The following is a 16,287-nucleotide window of genomic DNA, read 5'->3' as shown; positions in this document are numbered from 1 at the left end:
GGTCACCCCGCATCGGGAAAGATCTGCCGCATCTGCTGTTCGTAGCGCGCCCAGCTCATCGTAGCCTTGTTGCCGGCATACCCGTGGTAATGCGACCGTCCCGTCGAATTTGGCAGGCCTGCCCAGATCTTGGCGACGTTGTTCATGAAACCCTTGCGGCTGAGCGCGCCCTTGCGCATGGCGCTTAGCCCCGCCTCTTCCAGCAGAATGTCCGCAAGCTGGTCCTGCACTTGGGGGCTGAACCGTGTGGTCAACGGCAACCCTGACTTTCGCACCAACCCCCGCAGCGTTTTGGGAATGATCTGATAGCGCCCGATGGCATGGGGTTGGCGCGGTGTGGCCTGAATCCACGCGTAGATTTCACCGATCGTCATCTGGGTCGGCGGCTTGGGTGGCTTGATCCGCGCGCCATATTGCACCGCGTCATATTGGGCCGGTCCGGCCTCCGCCTCGGCGATCAGGTCGCGCAGACGGGCCACGGGGCCATGGCTGACCGGCAACATGTTGCGCCCGCCGTGCCGCGTGGGCCAAGGCGCAAACAGCGAATTGGCGGCCCGCCCTGCAAACAGGCTGGCCTGCGCGCCGGTTGTGCCCCCGTCCAGTTGCAAAACCCCTGCCTGCCCTTCGCTGCGGGTCGGAATGATGGCAGATGCCGTGCCGGACACCAAGGGCTGCGCCACCGCGACAAAGGCACCGCGCGATTCCAACAAGGGCGGCTGCGCCGACAATCCACCCCCCAAAGCGAGACCGACCAAGATCAAAACAAGGGCCAACAGGCTCCGCGGCATGAGCACCTCCATCCGTGTTCCTCACGCCCTTGTCACACAATGCCGTTTAGAAACCCTTGCCCTGCCCCCTGCCCCGCGCCAAATTCCCGCTATGGAATGGCGTGACACAGGAATTTTGCTGGCAACGCGACGGCACGGTGAGACGTCGCTGATCCTTGATGTGTTTACGCCGACGCAGGGGCGGCATGCGGGCATTCTGCGCGGCGGCACCTCGCGCAAGATGGCCCCGCATCTGCAACCCGGTGCGCAGCTGGACCTGCGGTGGCGCGCCCGCCTGCAGGATCACATCGGCGCATTCACCTTTGAGCCGCAGCGGTCGCGGGCGGCCAACGCGCTGGGGGACCGAATCGCCCTTGCCGGATTGAACGCGGTGGTGTCGCTGCTGCGGTTTTGCCTGCCCGAACGCGTCCCGCACGAGGGCTTGTACCAGCGCAGCGAGCAATTGCTCGATCTTCTGGGGCAACCCGATCTTTGGCCACTGGCCTATCTGAGGTGGGAGCTTGCGCTGCTCGAAGACATGGGCTTTGCGCTGGATCTGGACGCCTGCGCCGTCACGGGGCGCACCGACGGGTTGGTCTATGTGTCGCCAAAATCCGGCCGCGCCGTCACCGCCGAGGGCGCGGGCAACTGGGTCCACCACCTGCTGGCGCTGCCCCCCGTTCTGCGCGGCGAAGGCAGTGCCGAGGACAGCGAGATCACAGCCGCGCTTGCGACCACCGGCTATTTTATGGAGCATCGCCTCGCGCCGCAGATGGGGGACAAACCCCTGCCCGCCGCCCGTGGCCTGCTGATCGACCGCATTCAAGCCCGCGCCGCCCGTGTGGCATCCCAGCCGCGTGATGCGGCCCCTTCCCTCTGACATGGTAAACGGCTAGGAAATTGGCGATGAAATGGAACACACCCAATATCCTGACGGCCCTGCGCCTTCTTGCGGCCCCCGGCGTGGCCGTGATGTTTTTGTATTTCTCGCGTCCCTTGGCGGACTGGCTGGCCTTGCTGCTGTTCATGGGCGCGGCTGTGACCGATTTCTTTGACGGCCACCTCGCGCGGATTTGGAAACAGGAAACCAAGATCGGCGCCATGCTGGACCCGATCGCGGACAAGGCCATGGTCTGCATCGCCCTGATGGTTCTGGTGGCCTACAACTCCTACACGCCTTGGCTGGTTCTGCCGGCCACAGTCATCTTGTTCCGCGAGGTGTTCGTGGGCGGCCTGCGGGAATTCCTTGGCGATGTTTCGGGAACGTTGAAGGTCACGCAACTGGCGAAATGGAAGACCACGGTGCAGATGGTCGCTATTGCGGTTTTGTTCAGCCACGGTGTCTTTGAACATTACTTCGGCGTCTCGATCATCGGGATGAACGACGAGATCGTCATAGGCGTGCTCGAAGGCACCATTGCCGACACCCAAGGATTGATCTGGAAGCATTTCGGCATGGTCTGGGCCGGTCCGCTGGGCATTGCGCTGCTGTGGATTGCGGCGGCGCTGACGCTGATCACCGGCGTGGATTACCTGCGCAAGGCCGCGCCCTTCCTGAAGGAGGAAAGCTGATGCAGGTGCTGTATTTTGCATGGGTCCGCGAACGGGTCGGACTGGCCAAGGAACAGGTGGACACGCAAGCGGCCACCGTCATGGAACTGGTCGAAGAGCTGCGCGCCCGCGAGGACCGCTATGCCGCAGCCTTTGCCGATCTCAGCGCGCTGCGGGTCGCCGTTGATCAGGACCTGACCGACTTTGACGCCAGTCTGGCAAACGCGCGCGAGGTCGCTTTTTTCCCTCCGATGACCGGCGGATAAGCCATGCGGATCGTCGTACAGGAAGCCCCCTTTGACTTTGGCGAGGAAGCCAACCGCTTTGCCGCGGGGCGGCATGATATGGGGGCGGTTGTGACCTTTACCGGCGTGGTCCGCGACGTGGAAGGCGGGCTCGACGTGATGGAGATCGAGCATTATCCCGGCATGACCGAACGGGCGTTGGAACAGATCGCGACAGAGGCCAGCACCCGCTGGAGTTTGGGCGATGTCTTGGTGATCCACCGCTACGGGCGCCTGGAAACCGGCGCGCAGATCATGATGGTCGCCACCGCCGCGCGGCACCGCAAGGACGCTTTTGAAGCGGCGGAATTCCTGATGGACTATCTCAAAAGCCGCGCCCCCTTCTGGAAGAAAGAACACAGCGGCGCTGAGGCCGGATGGGTCGCCGCCCGCGCCGAGGACGAGGACGCCCTCACCCGCTGGTGATTACAGCGTCACCTCCATCAAGCCCACAACCAGAACATCCTCGACCGTGATCGGGGTCAGGGGCTGGGTCAGCGTGGCCACCACGTTGCCATCCGCCGTGACCTGCTGGTTGCCATCGACATCGGTGATAACTTCGATCAGCGGTTCGAGCCCACCGGCAGAGGCATCATATTCCACCACCAGATCGTCTTGGCCCGTGCCAAAATCCTCGATCACGATACCGCCGCCCGTGGGCTGCAATTCGGTGATGACGAAATCATCGTCGCCCCCGTCACCGGACAGCAGATCCCCGTCATTGCCATATAGAGTGTCATTACCGTCCCCACCGCTGAGCGTATCGCCACCGTCGTCACCGGCCAACGCGCCGGGGTGGAGGTCGCGCATGTGGTCCAGCGCCGCCTCGGCTGCGGCCTGTTGTGCGTCGGCGTCCAGTGCTGCGAAATCTTCGGCGTTGTCGTAGGTGGCTTCCAATGCCTCGTGAAACGCCTCCGCAGAGACCGGCGACAGCCCCTCGTCATCGGGCACGTAGCCGAACAACAGATCATCGCCGCTCTCGCCGGACAGTACGTCCGCACCGGCACCGCCCACTAGAAGATCGTCCCAAGCGCCGCCGTTAAGGATGTCATCGCCCTCACCGCCGAACAGGGTGTCCATCCCGTTCTGCCCCAGCAGCATGTCGTCACCGGCACCCCCGTCGAGCGCGTCATGCCACGCGCCGCCGTCAAGCAGGTCGTCGCCCTCTCCGCCCAACAGCAGATCGCGGCCCGGCTCACCAAACAGCGTGTCGTTGCCCGCACCGCCATCCAGCGTATCCCCGCCACGACCACCGGCCAGCCAGTCGCGCCCGGCTGCGGCCTCCAGCAGATCACCGCCCGCGTCTCCGACCTGTGCGGCGTCCCCCAACTCCTCGGGCGCGGTCAACGGCTCGAATGTGTCTTCTTCGTCCTCGGCCCCGTCCACAATCGGCTGAACGATGGCGGCCAAAGTCATAGAGCCAAGAAGCGATGCGATCAAAGCGGTGAACATTGCGTATCCTCGGTGTAAGCCTGTGCAATCTGCACGCGCAATCTGGCGCAAATGTGCCGGAGTCGGGGCATTTATTAACCCTTTGCTAACCTATGAGGCTTTGCACCCAAGCGGCCCTATTGGTAAGATCACCGGACCAAAGGAGACCCAGATGCCCTTCGAGAAAGTGCAGCCCGAGAAACTTTCAGCGGCTGTGGTGCGTCAGATCGAAAAGCTGATCCTGCGCGGCATTCTGCGTCCGGGAGAGCGGCTGCCCTCGGAACGGGAACTGTCCGACAAGCTGGGGGTGTCCCGCCCGTCGCTGCGCGAAGCCGTGGCGGAATTGCAAAACCGTGGCCTGCTGGAAGCACGCGCAAACGCCGGTATCTTTGTCACCGAGGTGATCGGCTCTGCCTTCTCCGAGGCGCTGGTCGGGCTGTTTGCCAACCACGACGAGGCGGTCTTTGACTACCTGTCGTTCCGGCGCGACATGGAAGGGCTCGCCGCTGAACGTGCCGCCCGCCACGGCACCACGACCGATCTGAAGGTCATCGCCGAGTTGATGGCCAAGATGGAAGCCGCCCATGGCAAGCGCAATCCTACCGAGGAATCGCGGCTGGACGCGGATTTCCACCTCGCGATCATCGAGGCGTCGCACAACGTCATCATGCTGCACATGATGCGGTCGATGTACCAACTGTTGCGCGAGGGCGTGTTCTACAACCGCCAGATCATGTTCAAACAGCGCGCCACCCGCGAACAGCTTCTGGAACAGCATCAGGCGATCAACACTGCCCTACAGGCGCGCGATGGCGCAGCCGCCCGCGCCGCGGTCGAGGCGCATCTCAACTTTGTCGAGGACGCCCTGAGCGCGGACCGCAAGAGCAACCGCAACGAATTGATTGCCCGCCAAAGACTGCTGCGGGAAACCGAACGCTAAGCCATACGCAAAACGCCCGCCCTTTCGGGGCAGGCGTTGAATTCGGAATTATCGGACCAATCAGGCTTCGTTCGTGGGTTTCGCCTGCAGCTGACCATAGGCCGACGCACCAATGGTTTGTTCCAGCTCCAACTGCGTTTCGAGAAAGTCGATGTGGCCTTCTTCGTCTGCGATCAGCTCTTCGAACAGGTTTTTGGACACGAAATCCCCGACCTTGTCACAGTGCTGGCGGGCTTCGATATACAAAGTGCGGGCTTCGTATTCGGCGGCCAGATCGGCCTCCAGCGTCTCGCGCAGGGTCTGGCCGATGCGCAGCGGATCAAGCTTTTGCAGGTTCGGGTGACCGCCAAGGAAGATGATCCGCTCAATCAGACGATCCGCGTGGTTCATCTCTTCGATGCTTTCCTCGCGCGATTTCTCGGCGACGCGACCAAAGCCCCAGTCCTCTTGCAGGCGATAGTGCAGCCAGTACTGGCTGACCGCTGTCAGCTCGCTGCGCAAAGCTGCATTGAGGTATTCAATAACCTTTTCGTCGCCCTTCATGGCCCAAAGCTCCTGTCTTCGTGGTTCTCGTCCGACCCTGAGTTAGGTCATCTGTAGAATGAGGCCAGTTTAGAATCATTTCAAGGTAATGCAGCGTAAAATCCGCCGGAAACAGACGTTGCATCGGTGATTTGCCCATATCACCGTTCGCCCACACGACGCGCCCTACCGATCCGGTCCATCGCGGGCGTCCGCAACAGGGGCACTTCGAGATTGGGGTCGCGTTCCATCGTGTCCAGAAACAGCGACAGGCAATCGCCGCAATCAGCCTTTTTGCCCAAAGCGCGATAGACCTTGCCGGGCGTGATGATGGTTTCGGGGTCAGCTGCGCGCATCCACTCCATCGCGGCGTGGATATCCTTGTCGGTGATCGCGTTGCAGTGACAAACCATCATGAGAGCGCTCCTGTGGATCATAGAAACAGGCAGATGGCTCATACATGACTAATTTAGTCGGTATCGTCAATTCCGATTAATTCAATAAGTTATAGACCGGCGCAACGTCAGCCATTCCTCGCCGAACGCCACTGGCCGCCGCACAACAAAAAACCGGGCGCTGTGACAGCGCCCGGCTCTTGTCATGTGGTCCGGTCCGAGGGAGGAGATCCGGATCAGACCACAGTGCCTTTGGGATTAGCCCTTGGAGAACTCCGGGTAGGCTTCCATGCCCAGCTCGGCCATGTCGAGACCGTTGATCTCGTCCTCTTCGGTGACACGGATGCCCATGACCGCCTTGAGGATGAACCAGACCACTGCCGATGCGACGACGGTGAAGATACCGACAACCACGATGGCGTAGAGCTGCGTGCCCAGCGATGCGTCACCGTTGGTGAAGCAGACCGCGATGGTGCCCCAGATACCTGCCAGCAGGTGAACCGGGATCGCGCCAACAACGTCGTCGATCTTCAGCTTGTCGAGGAAGGGAACCGCGAAGACCACGATCACACCACCGACCATACCGATCAGGGTCGCTGCGCCCAGGGAGGGGGTCAGCGGCTCTGCGGTGATGGACACGAGGCCCGCCAGCGCACCGTTGAGAACCATGGTCAGGTCCGGCTTTTTGTACAGGATCTGCGTCAGGATCAGAGCGGCGATTGCGCCACCGGCTGCTGCGGTGTTGGTGTTGGAGAAGATGCGCGACACGTCAGCCACATCACCCACGGTGCCCATCGCCAGCTGCGAGCCACCGTTGAAGCCGAACCAACCCAGCCACAGGATGAACGTACCCAAGGTTGCGAGCGTCAGGTTGGAACCCGGCATCGGAACGGTACGGCCATCTTTGTACTTGCCGATACGCGGACCCAGGATCAACGCGCCGGTCAGAGCCGCCCAGCCACCAACGGAGTGCACAACAGTCGAACCCGCGAAGTCGAGGAAGCCTGCTTCGTCCAGGAAACCGCCGCCCCATTTCCACGACGCCTGCAGCGGGTAGATGATGGAGGTCAGGATCACGGTGAAGATCAGGAACGGCCACAGTTTCACGCGCTCGGCCACGGTGCCCGACACGATGGATGCGGTTGCCGCACAGAACATCAGCTGGAAGAAGAAGTCCGAACCGGTGGAGGCATAGCCGATGTCGTCAGCTGCATCGGCGGTTACGCCAACAGCTTCCAGAACGCCGGGACCCCAAACGCCGGACAGAACGCCCTCGATGGACCATGTGCCCAGCGGGTACATCAGGTTGTAACCGATGAGGTAGTAAAAGATCGACGCCAGCGAGAACAGCGCGACGTTCTTGATCAGCTGCATGGTGACGTTTTTGCTGCGCACCAGGCCCGCTTCGAGCATGGCAAAACCGGCGGCCATCCAGAAGACGAGGAACCCGCCCATCAGGAACAGCACGGTGGTCAGGATGAAGGGCAGCGTATCGACGGCCTCTGCCTCTTGGGCGAAACCCGCGCTGGGCAGCGCCAGCAGCAGAGCCGCGGCTGCGGTTGTTTTGGTAAACTTCATGTTCATTGGTCCGTAAAATCCCCTAGGAAGCGTCAGATCGCGTCTGCGTCGGTTTCGCCCGTCCGCACGCGAACGGCTTGCTGAACGTCGAGAACAAAGACTTTGCCATCGCCGATCTTGCCGGTCTGTGCTGTCGTCTTGATGGTCTCGACCACCTGCTCGGCCATGGCCGCGCTGACGACGATTTCCAGTTTGATCTTTGGCACGAAGTTTACCGCGTATTCTGCGCCACGATAAATTTCAGTATGGCCGGACTGAGAGCCGAAGCCCTTGATTTCCGTTACCATCATGCCGCGCACGCCGATCCCCGTGAGGGCTTCGCGCACCTCTTCGAGCTTGAACGGCTTGATCGTTGCAATGATCAGTTTCACCTTATTCCCCTTCGATCCTTGGCGAGGTTGGCCCCCGCTATTGACCCCTGCAGAAGAACGGTGATCGCTGCCAAAAATGAAGGCTTTGGGCAAAATTCAGGCGCTTTATCATCTCGTTAAGCACGAAAATTAAGCAAGTTTAAAATTTCGCACACAAAACAGGCAAAACAAAAACCCGCTTACAGGCAGCGAGGTGGTCAACATTCCCATTCAGACGCGATAGAGTCGCGCCAACAACGTCAGAGCAGGTTCCGTTTCCATGAGTTCACCGCGCAAACCAGGCAAGCTGGTGGCGGATCGCCGGTATAGCAAAAAGACCGAGACGCCGCGCAAACCCGCCGCCAAAAAACCACGCAAACCCCGTAAACCCGCTGTCAAACGCGGGCGGCGCGGACCCGTGGGGCTGATCCTTGGCCTGTTTGGCTGGCTCTTTCGCCTGTTTTTCCGCCTGACCGCCACTGTGGTGATTCTTGCTGTGGTCGGCATCGGGTCTTGGGTTCTGTATGTGTCGTCGACCCTGCCGGAGCTGGACACCCTGCTGGATGGACGTGCGCGCGGGTCGGTCACGCTACTGGATCGCGAAGGCCGCCTGTTTGCACTGCGCGGCGACCAATACGGCGGCGCGGTGACCGCCACTTCGGTCAGCAAGCACCTGAAAAACGCCGTGCTCGCCACCGAGGACAAGCGGTTCTACCAACACATCGGTGTCTCCCCCCGTGGCGTCGCGTCGGCTGTGCGAATCAACCTCGCCGAAGGACGCGGACCGTTGCAGGGGCATGGCGGCTCGACCATCACCCAGCAGACCGCGAAACTTCTGTGCCTTGGCCGCACCTATAAACCGCGTGAATGGGACAGCGAGGCGGATTTCGTCGCCGACTGTCGCCAGTCCTCCCTGGAGCGTAAGATCAACGAAGCCATCTTCGCCATGGCGATGGAGATGAAGTACACCAAGGATGACATCCTTTCGATCTACCTCAACCGCGCCTACATGGGGGGCGGTGCCTATGGGGCCGAAGCCGCCGCGCAGCGTTACTTTGCCAAACACGCCGCCGCGCTGAACCCCGCCGAAGGGGCGATGATCGCTGGCCTGTTGACCGCGCCCTCGACCCTGTCGCCCACCGCCAATCTGGAACGCAGCCAGCGCCGTGCGGCCACCGTGCTGCGCCTGATGGAGGAACAAGGCTACCTGACCGCAGAAGAGGCCGCCCACTACCAGCAGAACCCCGCCACCCTGTCCAGCCAGGCCAAGAACCTTGGCGGCGGGTACTTTGCCGATTGGGTCATGCAGTCGGGGCCGGAATACTTCACACAGGACACCACGCAGGACGTCGTAATCTCCACCACGATGGACCCGCGCATTCAGGCCGCCACGCAAGAGGCCGTGCTGAAGGTGTTCAACGAAAAGGTCTCGGAAAGCTCCAAGGCAGAGGTCGCCGTGGTGGTGATGTCTGCAGACGGGGCGGTGCGTGCCATGGTCGGCGGGCGTGATGTGGATGCAACCGGTCTGTTCAACCGCGCCAGTCAGGCGGTGCGCCAGACCGGATCGGCGTTCAAGCCGTTTATCTATGCCACCGCGCTGGAACTGGGGTATTCGCCCTATGACACGGTCACGGATGAACCCTACTGCCTGTCCATCCCCGGACAGCCGCAGTGGTGCCCCGAGAACTACACCCGCAACTACAAAGGCCGCGTGACGCTGGTCGAGGCCCTGAAACAGTCGCTGAACATCCCCGCGATCAAAGTGTCCGAATCTGTCGGCCGTGATCTGGTGATGCGGGTCGCGCGCGATTTCGGCATCTATCGCGACTTGCAGGACGTGCCGTCGATGGCGCTTGGCACCTCCGAGGCGACATTGCTGGAGATGACCGGCGCATTTGCCGGTATTCTCAACGGCGGATCCTCGGTGACGCCCTATGGCCTGCGCGAATTGCGTCTCAAAGGGGATCAGGAGCCGCTGATGGGGTCCGGCGGCGGCATCGGGGAACGCGTTATTCAGGAAAGCGCCGCGCGCCAATTGACCTGGATGATGGAAAAGGTGGTGTCTGAAGGGACAGGCCGCCGCGCCGCATTGGAGGGCTGGCAGGCCGCAGGCAAGACCGGCACGTCACAAGAAGCGCGCGATGCGTGGTTTGTGGGCTTCACCGCCGATTACGTCACCGGGGTCTGGATGGGCTACGACGACAACACCCCGTTGAAAGGCGTGACCGGCGGCGGCCTTCCGGCCGAGATCTGGTCAGAGGTGATGGCCCGCGTGCAAAACGGGACAACACCAAAACCGCTTCCGATGGAAGAACCTGAGGCACCGGCACCGCCGCCCCCTCCCCCCGCGCCCGAAGTCGTACAGCAGCCGCAACCCGCCCCGACCACACCCGGACGCACCCGCCGCGTTGAAAGCAATGCAATCGAGGACGTGCTCCGCAGCATCTTTGGCGGCGGAAACTAACGAAAAAGGGCGGGGAACATCCCCGCCCTACGATCTGTCATACCTGTAGAAGCCGGTCAGAGACGGTCCATCTTGCGCGCCAGCTTGGCATCGAGCGCCGACAAGCCATCCACATCATGCGTGGTCAGCACCACCTCGACCGTGTTGTAGGTGTTTGACCACTCCGGATGGTGGTTCCACTTTTCCGCATAAAACGCGGCGCGGGTCATCCAGCTGAAGGCGGTGACAAAATCCTCGAACGCAAAGGTCTTGCGGATCGCATCGCGGCCTTCGACCATTTCCCAACCGCTGTCGAACAGCGGGGCCAGAACGGTCTTGCGACCGGTGTCAGACAGTTTCTCGTTCATTGCTGTTCCTCCCTGTTGTCTTGTTTGAAAGGCCCGTAGGCCGTCATGATCTCGATATCCTCGTCGATGGCGCGCCGTTCCGCCTCAAGGTATTTGGCCACAGCATCGGCGAAGCCCGCATCGCCCAGCCAGTGCAGCGAATGGGTCTGGGCGGGCAGATAGCCCCTTGCCAGTTTGTGTTCACCCTGCGCGCCGGCCTCGACACGCGACAGGCCTTTGGCGATGGCGAAATCAATGGCCTGATAATAGCACGCCTCGAAATGCAGGCAGGGGTGATCCTCGATACAGCCCCAGTAGCGGCCGTAGAGCACATCGCGCCCGATAAAGTTCAGCGCCCCCGCCACGGGCACGCCGTCGCGTTCGCACAGCACGAGCGCCATATCCTCGCGCATCGTATCATGGACGATCTCGAAGAAATCGCGGGTCAGATAGGGCGTGCCCCATTTGCGGCTGCCGGTGTCCTGATAGAACTGCCAGAAGGCATCCCAATGGGCCGGTTGAATGTCATCGCCCGTCAGGGTGCGTATGACCCCGCCAAATCCTTGCGCCTTTGCGCGTTCCTTTCGGATGGCCTTTCGCTTGCGGGACGACAAATCCGCCAGGAAGCCGTCGAAATCCGCATAGCCGCGGTTGTGCCAGTGAAATTGCTGCGTGATCCGTGGCAGCAACCCCATTTGAGCACCGGCCTGCGCCTCGGCCTCGGTGCAAAAGGTGATATGCAACGAACTGAGCCGGTTGTTGGCCGCAAACTGCACCGCGCCTTGAACCAAAGCCTGCTGACCCGCGACCTCCCACCCCGGACGGGTCAGAAACCTGCGCCCTGTCGCAGGGGTAAAAGGCACCGCCATCTGCATTTTGGGGTAATACTGCCCACCTGCGGATTCGTAGGCATGTGCCCAATTGTGGTCAAAGATGTACTCACCCTGACTGTGCCCCTTGGCGTACATCGGGGCGACCGCGATGATCTGGCCGTCTGCCTCGACCGTCAGGTGGTGCGGCTCCCATCCGGTGCCGCGCCCGACCGACCCGCTGCGTTCCAGCGCATGCAGGAACCGGTAGGTGGTAAAGGGATCAGCCGGAGGCCCGCCCTGCGCGGCCTCGGGGCAGGCACAGGCGTCCCATGCCTTTGGATCGATCTGCGACAGGGACGGCACCACCGTGACCGTTAATTCAGGAAAGGACGCATCTTGTGTCATGGCGCTGAATTTGGCCCCCAACGCCACGGGTTCAAGCGGCGTACCCCTCAAAGGTGACATTGTCTGCGATCCGGCGCGCGGCCTGTTCCTGTTCGGGGGAACGGATTGTCCAGCACAGCACAGGCAAACCGCGCTCCTTCAGCTCGGCCACACGTGGGTTGGTCAAATCGCTGTGATCGTGGCTGATAAAATCGAGCGAGATGCGATCCGCCAGCTCTATCGCCGCCAAGGGTGCGCGTTGCGCTGGCGTCAACTGCGGGAATTCACTGTCACTGCCGGAACAGGTTGTCATACCGACGGGGCGATCGGGGCACAGCTGCGCCATGCGCTCCACCGTATGCGGATTGAATGACATCAAGGCCACAGGGCCCGCATAGCTGTGCAGCGCGCGGGCCGTTGCCTGTTCCAGCACGCCAATATCAGAACCCATTGCGCCATCCTGATCCTTGATTTCGATCAGCAGCGGCACCTGACCTGCGACGATCTCCAGCACTTCTGCCAGCGTGGGTATACCGTCGGCGGCGTCTGTCAGCTGGATCTGTGACAGGCTGGCGGCATCGCGCGCACGAACCGGCCCGCTTTGATCGGTCAAACGGTCCAGAGTGTCATCATGGAACACCATAGCCTGCCCGTCCGCTGACAGCTGCAGATCAATTTCAATACCATAGCCCTGCGCAATAGCGGCCCGAACGGCCGCGCGCGAATTCTCGGGACGGCCCGCCGCGCGGTCATGCAGGGCGCGGTGGGCCAAAGGGCGGGCCAGAAAGGCCTGTGGCAAAACCGGCATCAGGCGAGCTCGAAGATGCCTTCGATCTCGACCGCGACGCCCAAGGGCAAAGCCGCCGCCGAAACCGCTGACCGGGCGTGACGACCGGCGTCCCCCAACAGTGCGACCATCAGATCGGAGGCACCGTTGATCACCTTGGGCTGATCGGTGAAATCAGGGCCAGAATTGACGAAGCCCACCAGCTTTACCACCCGTTTCAGCCGTGTCAGATCACCACCGCAGGCCGCTTTGACCTGCGCCAGAAGCGACAGGGCGCAGGCACGCGCGGCCTCGGCCCCCTGCTCAACGCTGAGATCCTGACCAACTTTGCCGGTGACCAGTGCGCCATCGATCATGCTGATCTGCCCCGACACGTAGAGCGTATTTCCGGTCAAAACATAGGGAACATAGTTGGCCGCAGGCGCTGGCGCGTCCGGCAGGCTGAGGCCCAATTCACCAAGACGCGCGTCGATGTCATTGCTCATGTCGGGATCCTTTGATCAAGCGATGTTCGGGCGCGACCCTAGCGGTGGCACTGCGGAATGCAATGCCTTGAAAGCTGTGCGCCCCAAACGGGACAGGCCAAAGCATCCGTCAGCTTTCGCGGAACGCGCGGGCGAAATAATCCATGAAGGGTTTGACCAGATAGGCCAGCGGCGTGCGGTCCTCTGTGCGAATGAATGCCTCCACCGGCATGCCGGGAATCAGGACGGCGCCCTTTGGCAAACGCTCTGATTCGCCGTCGTTGAGGATGATCTCCGCCCGGTAATAGCTCACGCGCGACGCCTCGTCCTGAAAGGCATCTGCGGAGACCTGACGCACCTGCCCGAACAGTTCGGGCGTCTGGCGCTGGTCCAAAGACGAGAACCGCAGGCTGACCTCTTGATCGACGAAAAGCTGATCGATGTGGATAGGTTCAACGCGTGCCGCAATCACCAACGGGCGGTCCTGCGGCACGAGATACAGAACCGGATCGGCCGGCCGGATTACAGAGCGTTCCGCAAAAACCGTCATCCCGTATACGATCCCAGACACCGGAGCCGTGATGACCATACGTGACAGCCGTTCGCGCAGGGCGCGGGCTTGTTCCGCCATCTCGCGTTCGCGAAACTGCAGGTCGCGCAGCGTGGTGATGGCTTCCTCTCGGCGGCGGTTTGTCAGCGACAGGATCTGGATTTCCGTCTCTGTGATACGCCCCTCCGCCTGCGCCTTTTGCGCGACCAGTTCGCCGACTGTGCCTGACAGCCGCGCCTCTTCGCGCTGCAGAGCGAGGATCTCCGGCTCGCGCACCAGACCATTGGCGCGCAGGGCCTGTTTGCCTGCAAGCTCCTGCCCGATCAGGGCCAGTTGCGATTCCAAAGCGGCCTGTTGGGCTGCGACCCCGCCCACCTGATCGCCAGTTTGCTGAATGCGTTTGCGCAGTTGTTCCACCTCTGCGGCAAGCGATTCAGCGCGTGCGGTGAACAGGTTGCGCTGACCGTCGACCAGTTCGGCAACCTCGGGATCGGTTTCCGCGCGGGTCAGCAGATCGGCCGGGAATTCGACACGGTCCTTTCCATCGCGTTCCGCAGACAGTCGCGCGCGACGGGCGGTCAGCTCGAACAGCTGTCCCTCGACGATGGCGAGTTCGGACAACAACAGCGTGGGATCAAGCCGGATCAGAACATCGCCCTGCGCGACACTGGCCCCCTCCTCCACAAGAATGTCCGCCACGACGCCGCCATCGGGGTGCTGCACCACCTGCCGGTTCTGGTCGACCTCGATCTGGCCACTGGCCACGATCGCGCCCGATATATTCGTCATAGCCCCCCACGTGCCAAAGCCCCCCACCAACAAAAGCAGGGCCAGCAGGCCAATGATCATCGGCATGCGCGTGGGAAAACTGGCGTGGCCGGTGGGGGCCGCCTGCCCTTTTTGCGTCGTTCTGGTCTTGTGCGGGGCGCTCATCGCACACCTCCCGGTGCTGCCGACTTCTGGATCTGCTGATGGTTCTTCACCATCTGCTGCAACACCTCATCCTTGGGGCCAAAGGCCACCCGTTGCCCCGCCTCCAGCATAAGCAGCTTGTTGCATTCCTTGATGGCCGCAGGACGGTGCGCCATGATCAGCACGGATTTGCCCGCCTCTTTGAATTGGCGAATGGCGGTGTTCACAGCCTCCGATCCCTCGTTGTCGAGGTTGGAGTTCGGCTCATCCAGTACAAGGATCACCGGATCGCCATACATGGCGCGCGCCAGCCCGATCCGCTGCATCTGTCCCCCGGACAAGCGCCCCCCGATGGCCGAGACACGTGTGTCATAGCCCTGCGGGAGCTTCAGGATCATCTCATGGGCATCAGCGCGCTTTGCAGCAGCGACAATCCCCTCGGCATCGGGGTGCGGTGACAGACGCGCAATGTTTTCCGCGATGGTGCCGTCAAAAAGAGTGACCCGCTGTGGCAAATAGCCGATGTGCTGGCCCAGAACGTCCGGCCCGTACTGATCCAGCGTAGCCCCATCCAGCCGGATCTTGCCGCCTGCCGGTCGCCAGATCCCCGTCAGGGCGCGCGCCAACGTGGATTTCCCAGACCCCGACGGCCCGATCACACCAATGGCATCCCCCGGCTCGACGTTGAAGCTGACCAACCGCAGGGCCGCCTGCTGCTCCCCCGGCGCAACAATCGTCGCTTGCTGCACCTCCAGCCGCGCGGCGGGCGTGGGCAGGGCGGTGCGCGCAGGCTCCGGCGGCAGTTCACTCAGAAGCTGTGCGAGATTGTCCCACCCCTTGCGGGCGCGGGTCACCACGGGCCACTGACCAATCGCCAGCTCCACCGGGGCCAACGCACGCCCCATCAGGATCGACCCCGCGATCATAGCGCCGGCGCTGAGCTCACCTTGCAAAACCAGATAGGCACCAAGCCCCAACATCAGCGACTGCAACAGCATGCGAAAGGTCTTGGTGATCGTGGTGAAGGTGCCGGTCATATCCGCCGTGGCGATCTGCCCTGACAGCGCCTGCCCCCGCGCCCCGATCCAACGGGTGAAAGCATCGCCGCGCATGCCCAGCGCCTGCACCATCTCGGCTTCCTGACGGATCTGGTCCGAGGTCTGTTCCGCCAACATCACGGCCCGATTGCTTTGCAATGTGGGATCACGTGACACCATCTGGTTGGCCAAGGTCACCGCGATCAGCACCCCGCCGCCCACCAAGGCCAATGCCCCCATCCACGGGTGAAAAATGAACAGACCAAACAGGAAAACAGGCACCCAAGGGATGTCAAACGCCGCCAGCAGGACCGGAGAGGACATCAGGCGTTGCACAGCCTCCAGATCCCGCAGCCCTGTTTGCGACAGCTCATCCGGTTTGATCGCGGCACGGCGCAGCACCGCATCAAAGACCCGCAAATCCAAAGCCGCCTGAAACCGCGCCGCCACCCGCGCCATGATCCGCCCCCGAACATAGTCGAGCACCCCCATCATAACGTACAAAAATACGACCAGTGCCGTTAGCGCCACCAACGTCGCCACGGACCGCGATCCCAGCACACGGTCATAGACCTGCAGCATGTACATCGGGCCAGTCAGCATCAGCATGTTCACAAAAAAGCTGAACACCCCGACAAACCAGTAATACGGACGCGATTGCCTGCGCGCGGCGCGCAGTTCTTTCAAACCCGCTTCTGTTTTGTCGCCACTCATAAAGCCCATCGATCCCCTT

The 16,287-nt window shown here is 62.0% G+C and carries 18 protein-coding genes; 6 read left to right on the top strand and 12 right to left on the bottom strand.

Going from position 1 to position 16,287, the window contains the following annotated elements; translation table 11 throughout:
• Positions 1-2: 2 nt before the first annotated feature.
• Positions 3-788 (bottom strand): hypothetical protein, encoded by a 786-nt coding sequence (locus ACN5AZ_RS13280; protein ID WP_419429365.1) that lies wholly within the window; start codon positions 786-788, stop codon positions 3-5.
• Positions 789-879: 91 nt separating this feature from the next.
• Here ACN5AZ_RS13280 and recO point away from each other — a divergent pair, with 91 nt between their 5' ends.
• From recO to ACN5AZ_RS13260, 4 genes are read left to right on the top strand one after another with little or no spacing between them, the layout of a single operon-like run.
• Complete coding sequence (gene recO, locus ACN5AZ_RS13275) at positions 880-1,647, top strand: DNA repair protein RecO (RefSeq protein WP_419429364.1); 768 nt, start codon at positions 880-882, stop codon at positions 1,645-1,647.
• Between the two features lie 26 nt (positions 1,648-1,673).
• Complete coding sequence (gene pgsA, locus ACN5AZ_RS13270; protein WP_419429363.1) at positions 1,674-2,339, top strand: CDP-diacylglycerol--glycerol-3-phosphate 3-phosphatidyltransferase; 666 nt, start codon at positions 1,674-1,676, stop codon at positions 2,337-2,339.
• Positions 2,339-2,584 (top strand): molybdopterin converting factor subunit 1, encoded by a 246-nt coding sequence (gene moaD, locus ACN5AZ_RS13265; protein WP_419429362.1) that lies wholly within the window; start codon positions 2,339-2,341, stop codon positions 2,582-2,584. The genes pgsA and moaD overlap by 1 nt, the downstream gene beginning before the upstream one ends.
• Positions 2,585-2,587: 3 nt before the next feature.
• Entirely contained in the window at positions 2,588-3,028 is a 441-nt protein-coding gene (locus ACN5AZ_RS13260) for a molybdenum cofactor biosynthesis protein MoaE (protein WP_419429361.1), read from the top strand.
• On the opposite strand, the gene ACN5AZ_RS13255 is transcribed toward ACN5AZ_RS13260, so the two are convergent.
• Positions 3,029-4,054: a calcium-binding protein gene (locus ACN5AZ_RS13255; protein WP_419429360.1), complete on the bottom strand. Its 1,026-nt coding sequence runs from the start codon at positions 4,052-4,054 to the stop codon at positions 3,029-3,031.
• Between the two features lie 151 nt (positions 4,055-4,205).
• Between ACN5AZ_RS13255 and ACN5AZ_RS13250 the strand changes: the two genes are divergently transcribed.
• Positions 4,206-4,973 (top strand): FadR/GntR family transcriptional regulator, encoded by a 768-nt coding sequence (locus ACN5AZ_RS13250; RefSeq protein ID WP_419429359.1) that lies wholly within the window; start codon positions 4,206-4,208, stop codon positions 4,971-4,973.
• 60 nt (positions 4,974-5,033) lie between these two features.
• Here ACN5AZ_RS13250 and bfr read toward each other — a convergent pair whose 3' ends face one another.
• The 4 genes from bfr to ACN5AZ_RS13230 form a co-directional block, all read right to left on the bottom strand.
• Positions 5,034-5,516: a bacterioferritin gene (gene bfr, locus ACN5AZ_RS13245; protein ID WP_419429358.1), complete on the bottom strand. Its 483-nt coding sequence runs from the start codon at positions 5,514-5,516 to the stop codon at positions 5,034-5,036.
• Between the two features lie 140 nt (positions 5,517-5,656).
• On the bottom strand, positions 5,657-5,911 hold the full coding sequence (locus ACN5AZ_RS13240; protein ID WP_419429357.1) for a (2Fe-2S)-binding protein: 255 nt from the start codon (positions 5,909-5,911) through the stop codon (positions 5,657-5,659).
• A gap of 237 nt (positions 5,912-6,148) precedes the next feature.
• Complete coding sequence (locus ACN5AZ_RS13235) at positions 6,149-7,468, bottom strand: ammonium transporter (RefSeq protein WP_419429356.1); 1,320 nt, start codon at positions 7,466-7,468, stop codon at positions 6,149-6,151.
• A gap of 32 nt (positions 7,469-7,500) precedes the next feature.
• Positions 7,501-7,839 carry a P-II family nitrogen regulator gene (locus ACN5AZ_RS13230; RefSeq protein WP_419429355.1) on the bottom strand — a complete coding sequence of 113 codons (339 nt, stop codon included), beginning with the start codon at positions 7,837-7,839 and terminating at the stop codon, positions 7,501-7,503.
• Between the two features lie 259 nt (positions 7,840-8,098).
• Between ACN5AZ_RS13230 and ACN5AZ_RS13225 the strand changes: the two genes are divergently transcribed.
• Positions 8,099-10,282: a transglycosylase domain-containing protein gene (locus tag ACN5AZ_RS13225; RefSeq protein ID WP_419429354.1), complete on the top strand. Its 2,184-nt coding sequence runs from the start codon at positions 8,099-8,101 to the stop codon at positions 10,280-10,282.
• 56 nt (positions 10,283-10,338) lie between these two features.
• Here the strand turns inward: ACN5AZ_RS13225 and ACN5AZ_RS13220 are convergent, their stop codons facing one another.
• From ACN5AZ_RS13220 to ACN5AZ_RS13195, 6 genes are all read right to left on the bottom strand, one after another.
• Positions 10,339-10,629, bottom strand: coding sequence for a 4a-hydroxytetrahydrobiopterin dehydratase (locus tag ACN5AZ_RS13220; protein WP_419429353.1), 291 nt, complete (start codon positions 10,627-10,629; stop codon positions 10,339-10,341).
• The gene (locus tag ACN5AZ_RS13215; protein WP_419429352.1) at positions 10,626-11,825 is read right to left on the bottom strand and encodes a GNAT family N-acetyltransferase; all 1,200 of its coding nucleotides are present in this window, start codon (positions 11,823-11,825) and stop codon (positions 10,626-10,628) included. Before ACN5AZ_RS13215 ends, ACN5AZ_RS13220 begins: the two co-directional genes overlap by 4 nt.
• 31 nt (positions 11,826-11,856) lie before the next feature.
• Positions 11,857-12,615, bottom strand: a complete 759-nt coding sequence (locus tag ACN5AZ_RS13210; RefSeq protein ID WP_419429473.1) for a glycerophosphodiester phosphodiesterase family protein — start codon at positions 12,613-12,615, stop codon at positions 11,857-11,859.
• The gene (locus ACN5AZ_RS13205; RefSeq protein ID WP_419429351.1) at positions 12,612-13,076 is read right to left on the bottom strand and encodes a RidA family protein; all 465 of its coding nucleotides are present in this window, start codon (positions 13,074-13,076) and stop codon (positions 12,612-12,614) included. Before ACN5AZ_RS13205 ends, ACN5AZ_RS13210 begins: the two co-directional genes overlap by 4 nt.
• Before the next feature lie 109 nt (positions 13,077-13,185).
• Complete coding sequence (locus ACN5AZ_RS13200) at positions 13,186-14,538, bottom strand: HlyD family type I secretion periplasmic adaptor subunit (protein WP_419429350.1); 1,353 nt, start codon at positions 14,536-14,538, stop codon at positions 13,186-13,188.
• On the bottom strand, positions 14,535-16,268 hold the full coding sequence (locus tag ACN5AZ_RS13195; protein ID WP_419429349.1) for a type I secretion system permease/ATPase: 1,734 nt from the start codon (positions 16,266-16,268) through the stop codon (positions 14,535-14,537). Before ACN5AZ_RS13195 ends, ACN5AZ_RS13200 begins: the two co-directional genes overlap by 4 nt.
• Between the last annotated feature and the right edge of the window lie 19 nt (positions 16,269-16,287).

The sequence above is a fragment of the Sagittula sp. SSi028 genome, assembly GCF_048553715.1.
Classification (GTDB): Bacteria; Pseudomonadota; Alphaproteobacteria; order Rhodobacterales; family Rhodobacteraceae; genus Sagittula.
Note: the sequence above shows the minus strand (reverse complement) of the source record. Positions and strands in the feature narration are given on the sequence as shown.

What these genes read in the sequence shown, in the direction of transcription:
- ACN5AZ_RS13280 (WP_419429365.1), bottom strand. Translation starts at nt 788, where the DNA reads ATGCCGCGGAGCCTGTTGGCCCTTGTTTTGATCTTGGTCGGTCTCGCT.
- recO (WP_419429364.1), top strand. Translation starts at nt 880, where the DNA reads ATGGAATGGCGTGACACAGGAATTTTGCTGGCAACGCGACGGCACGGT.
- pgsA (WP_419429363.1), top strand. Translation starts at nt 1,674, where the DNA reads ATGAAATGGAACACACCCAATATCCTGACGGCCCTGCGCCTTCTTGCG.
- moaD (WP_419429362.1), top strand. Translation starts at nt 2,339, where the DNA reads ATGCAGGTGCTGTATTTTGCATGGGTCCGCGAACGGGTCGGACTGGCC.
- ACN5AZ_RS13260 (WP_419429361.1), top strand. Translation starts at nt 2,588, where the DNA reads ATGCGGATCGTCGTACAGGAAGCCCCCTTTGACTTTGGCGAGGAAGCC.
- ACN5AZ_RS13255 (WP_419429360.1), bottom strand. Translation starts at nt 4,054, where the DNA reads ATGTTCACCGCTTTGATCGCATCGCTTCTTGGCTCTATGACTTTGGCC.
- ACN5AZ_RS13250 (WP_419429359.1), top strand. Translation starts at nt 4,206, where the DNA reads ATGCCCTTCGAGAAAGTGCAGCCCGAGAAACTTTCAGCGGCTGTGGTG.
- bfr (WP_419429358.1), bottom strand. Translation starts at nt 5,516, where the DNA reads ATGAAGGGCGACGAAAAGGTTATTGAATACCTCAATGCAGCTTTGCGC.
- ACN5AZ_RS13240 (WP_419429357.1), bottom strand. Translation starts at nt 5,911, where the DNA reads ATGATGGTTTGTCACTGCAACGCGATCACCGACAAGGATATCCACGCC.
- ACN5AZ_RS13235 (WP_419429356.1), bottom strand. Translation starts at nt 7,468, where the DNA reads ATGAAGTTTACCAAAACAACCGCAGCCGCGGCTCTGCTGCTGGCGCTG.
- ACN5AZ_RS13225 (WP_419429354.1), top strand. Translation starts at nt 8,099, where the DNA reads ATGAGTTCACCGCGCAAACCAGGCAAGCTGGTGGCGGATCGCCGGTAT.
- ACN5AZ_RS13220 (WP_419429353.1), bottom strand. Translation starts at nt 10,629, where the DNA reads ATGAACGAGAAACTGTCTGACACCGGTCGCAAGACCGTTCTGGCCCCG.
- ACN5AZ_RS13215 (WP_419429352.1), bottom strand. Translation starts at nt 11,825, where the DNA reads ATGACACAAGATGCGTCCTTTCCTGAATTAACGGTCACGGTGGTGCCG.
- ACN5AZ_RS13205 (WP_419429351.1), bottom strand. Translation starts at nt 13,076, where the DNA reads ATGAGCAATGACATCGACGCGCGTCTTGGTGAATTGGGCCTCAGCCTG.
- ACN5AZ_RS13200 (WP_419429350.1), bottom strand. Translation starts at nt 14,538, where the DNA reads ATGAGCGCCCCGCACAAGACCAGAACGACGCAAAAAGGGCAGGCGGCC.
- ACN5AZ_RS13195 (WP_419429349.1), bottom strand. Translation starts at nt 16,268, where the DNA reads ATGAGTGGCGACAAAACAGAAGCGGGTTTGAAAGAACTGCGCGCCGCG.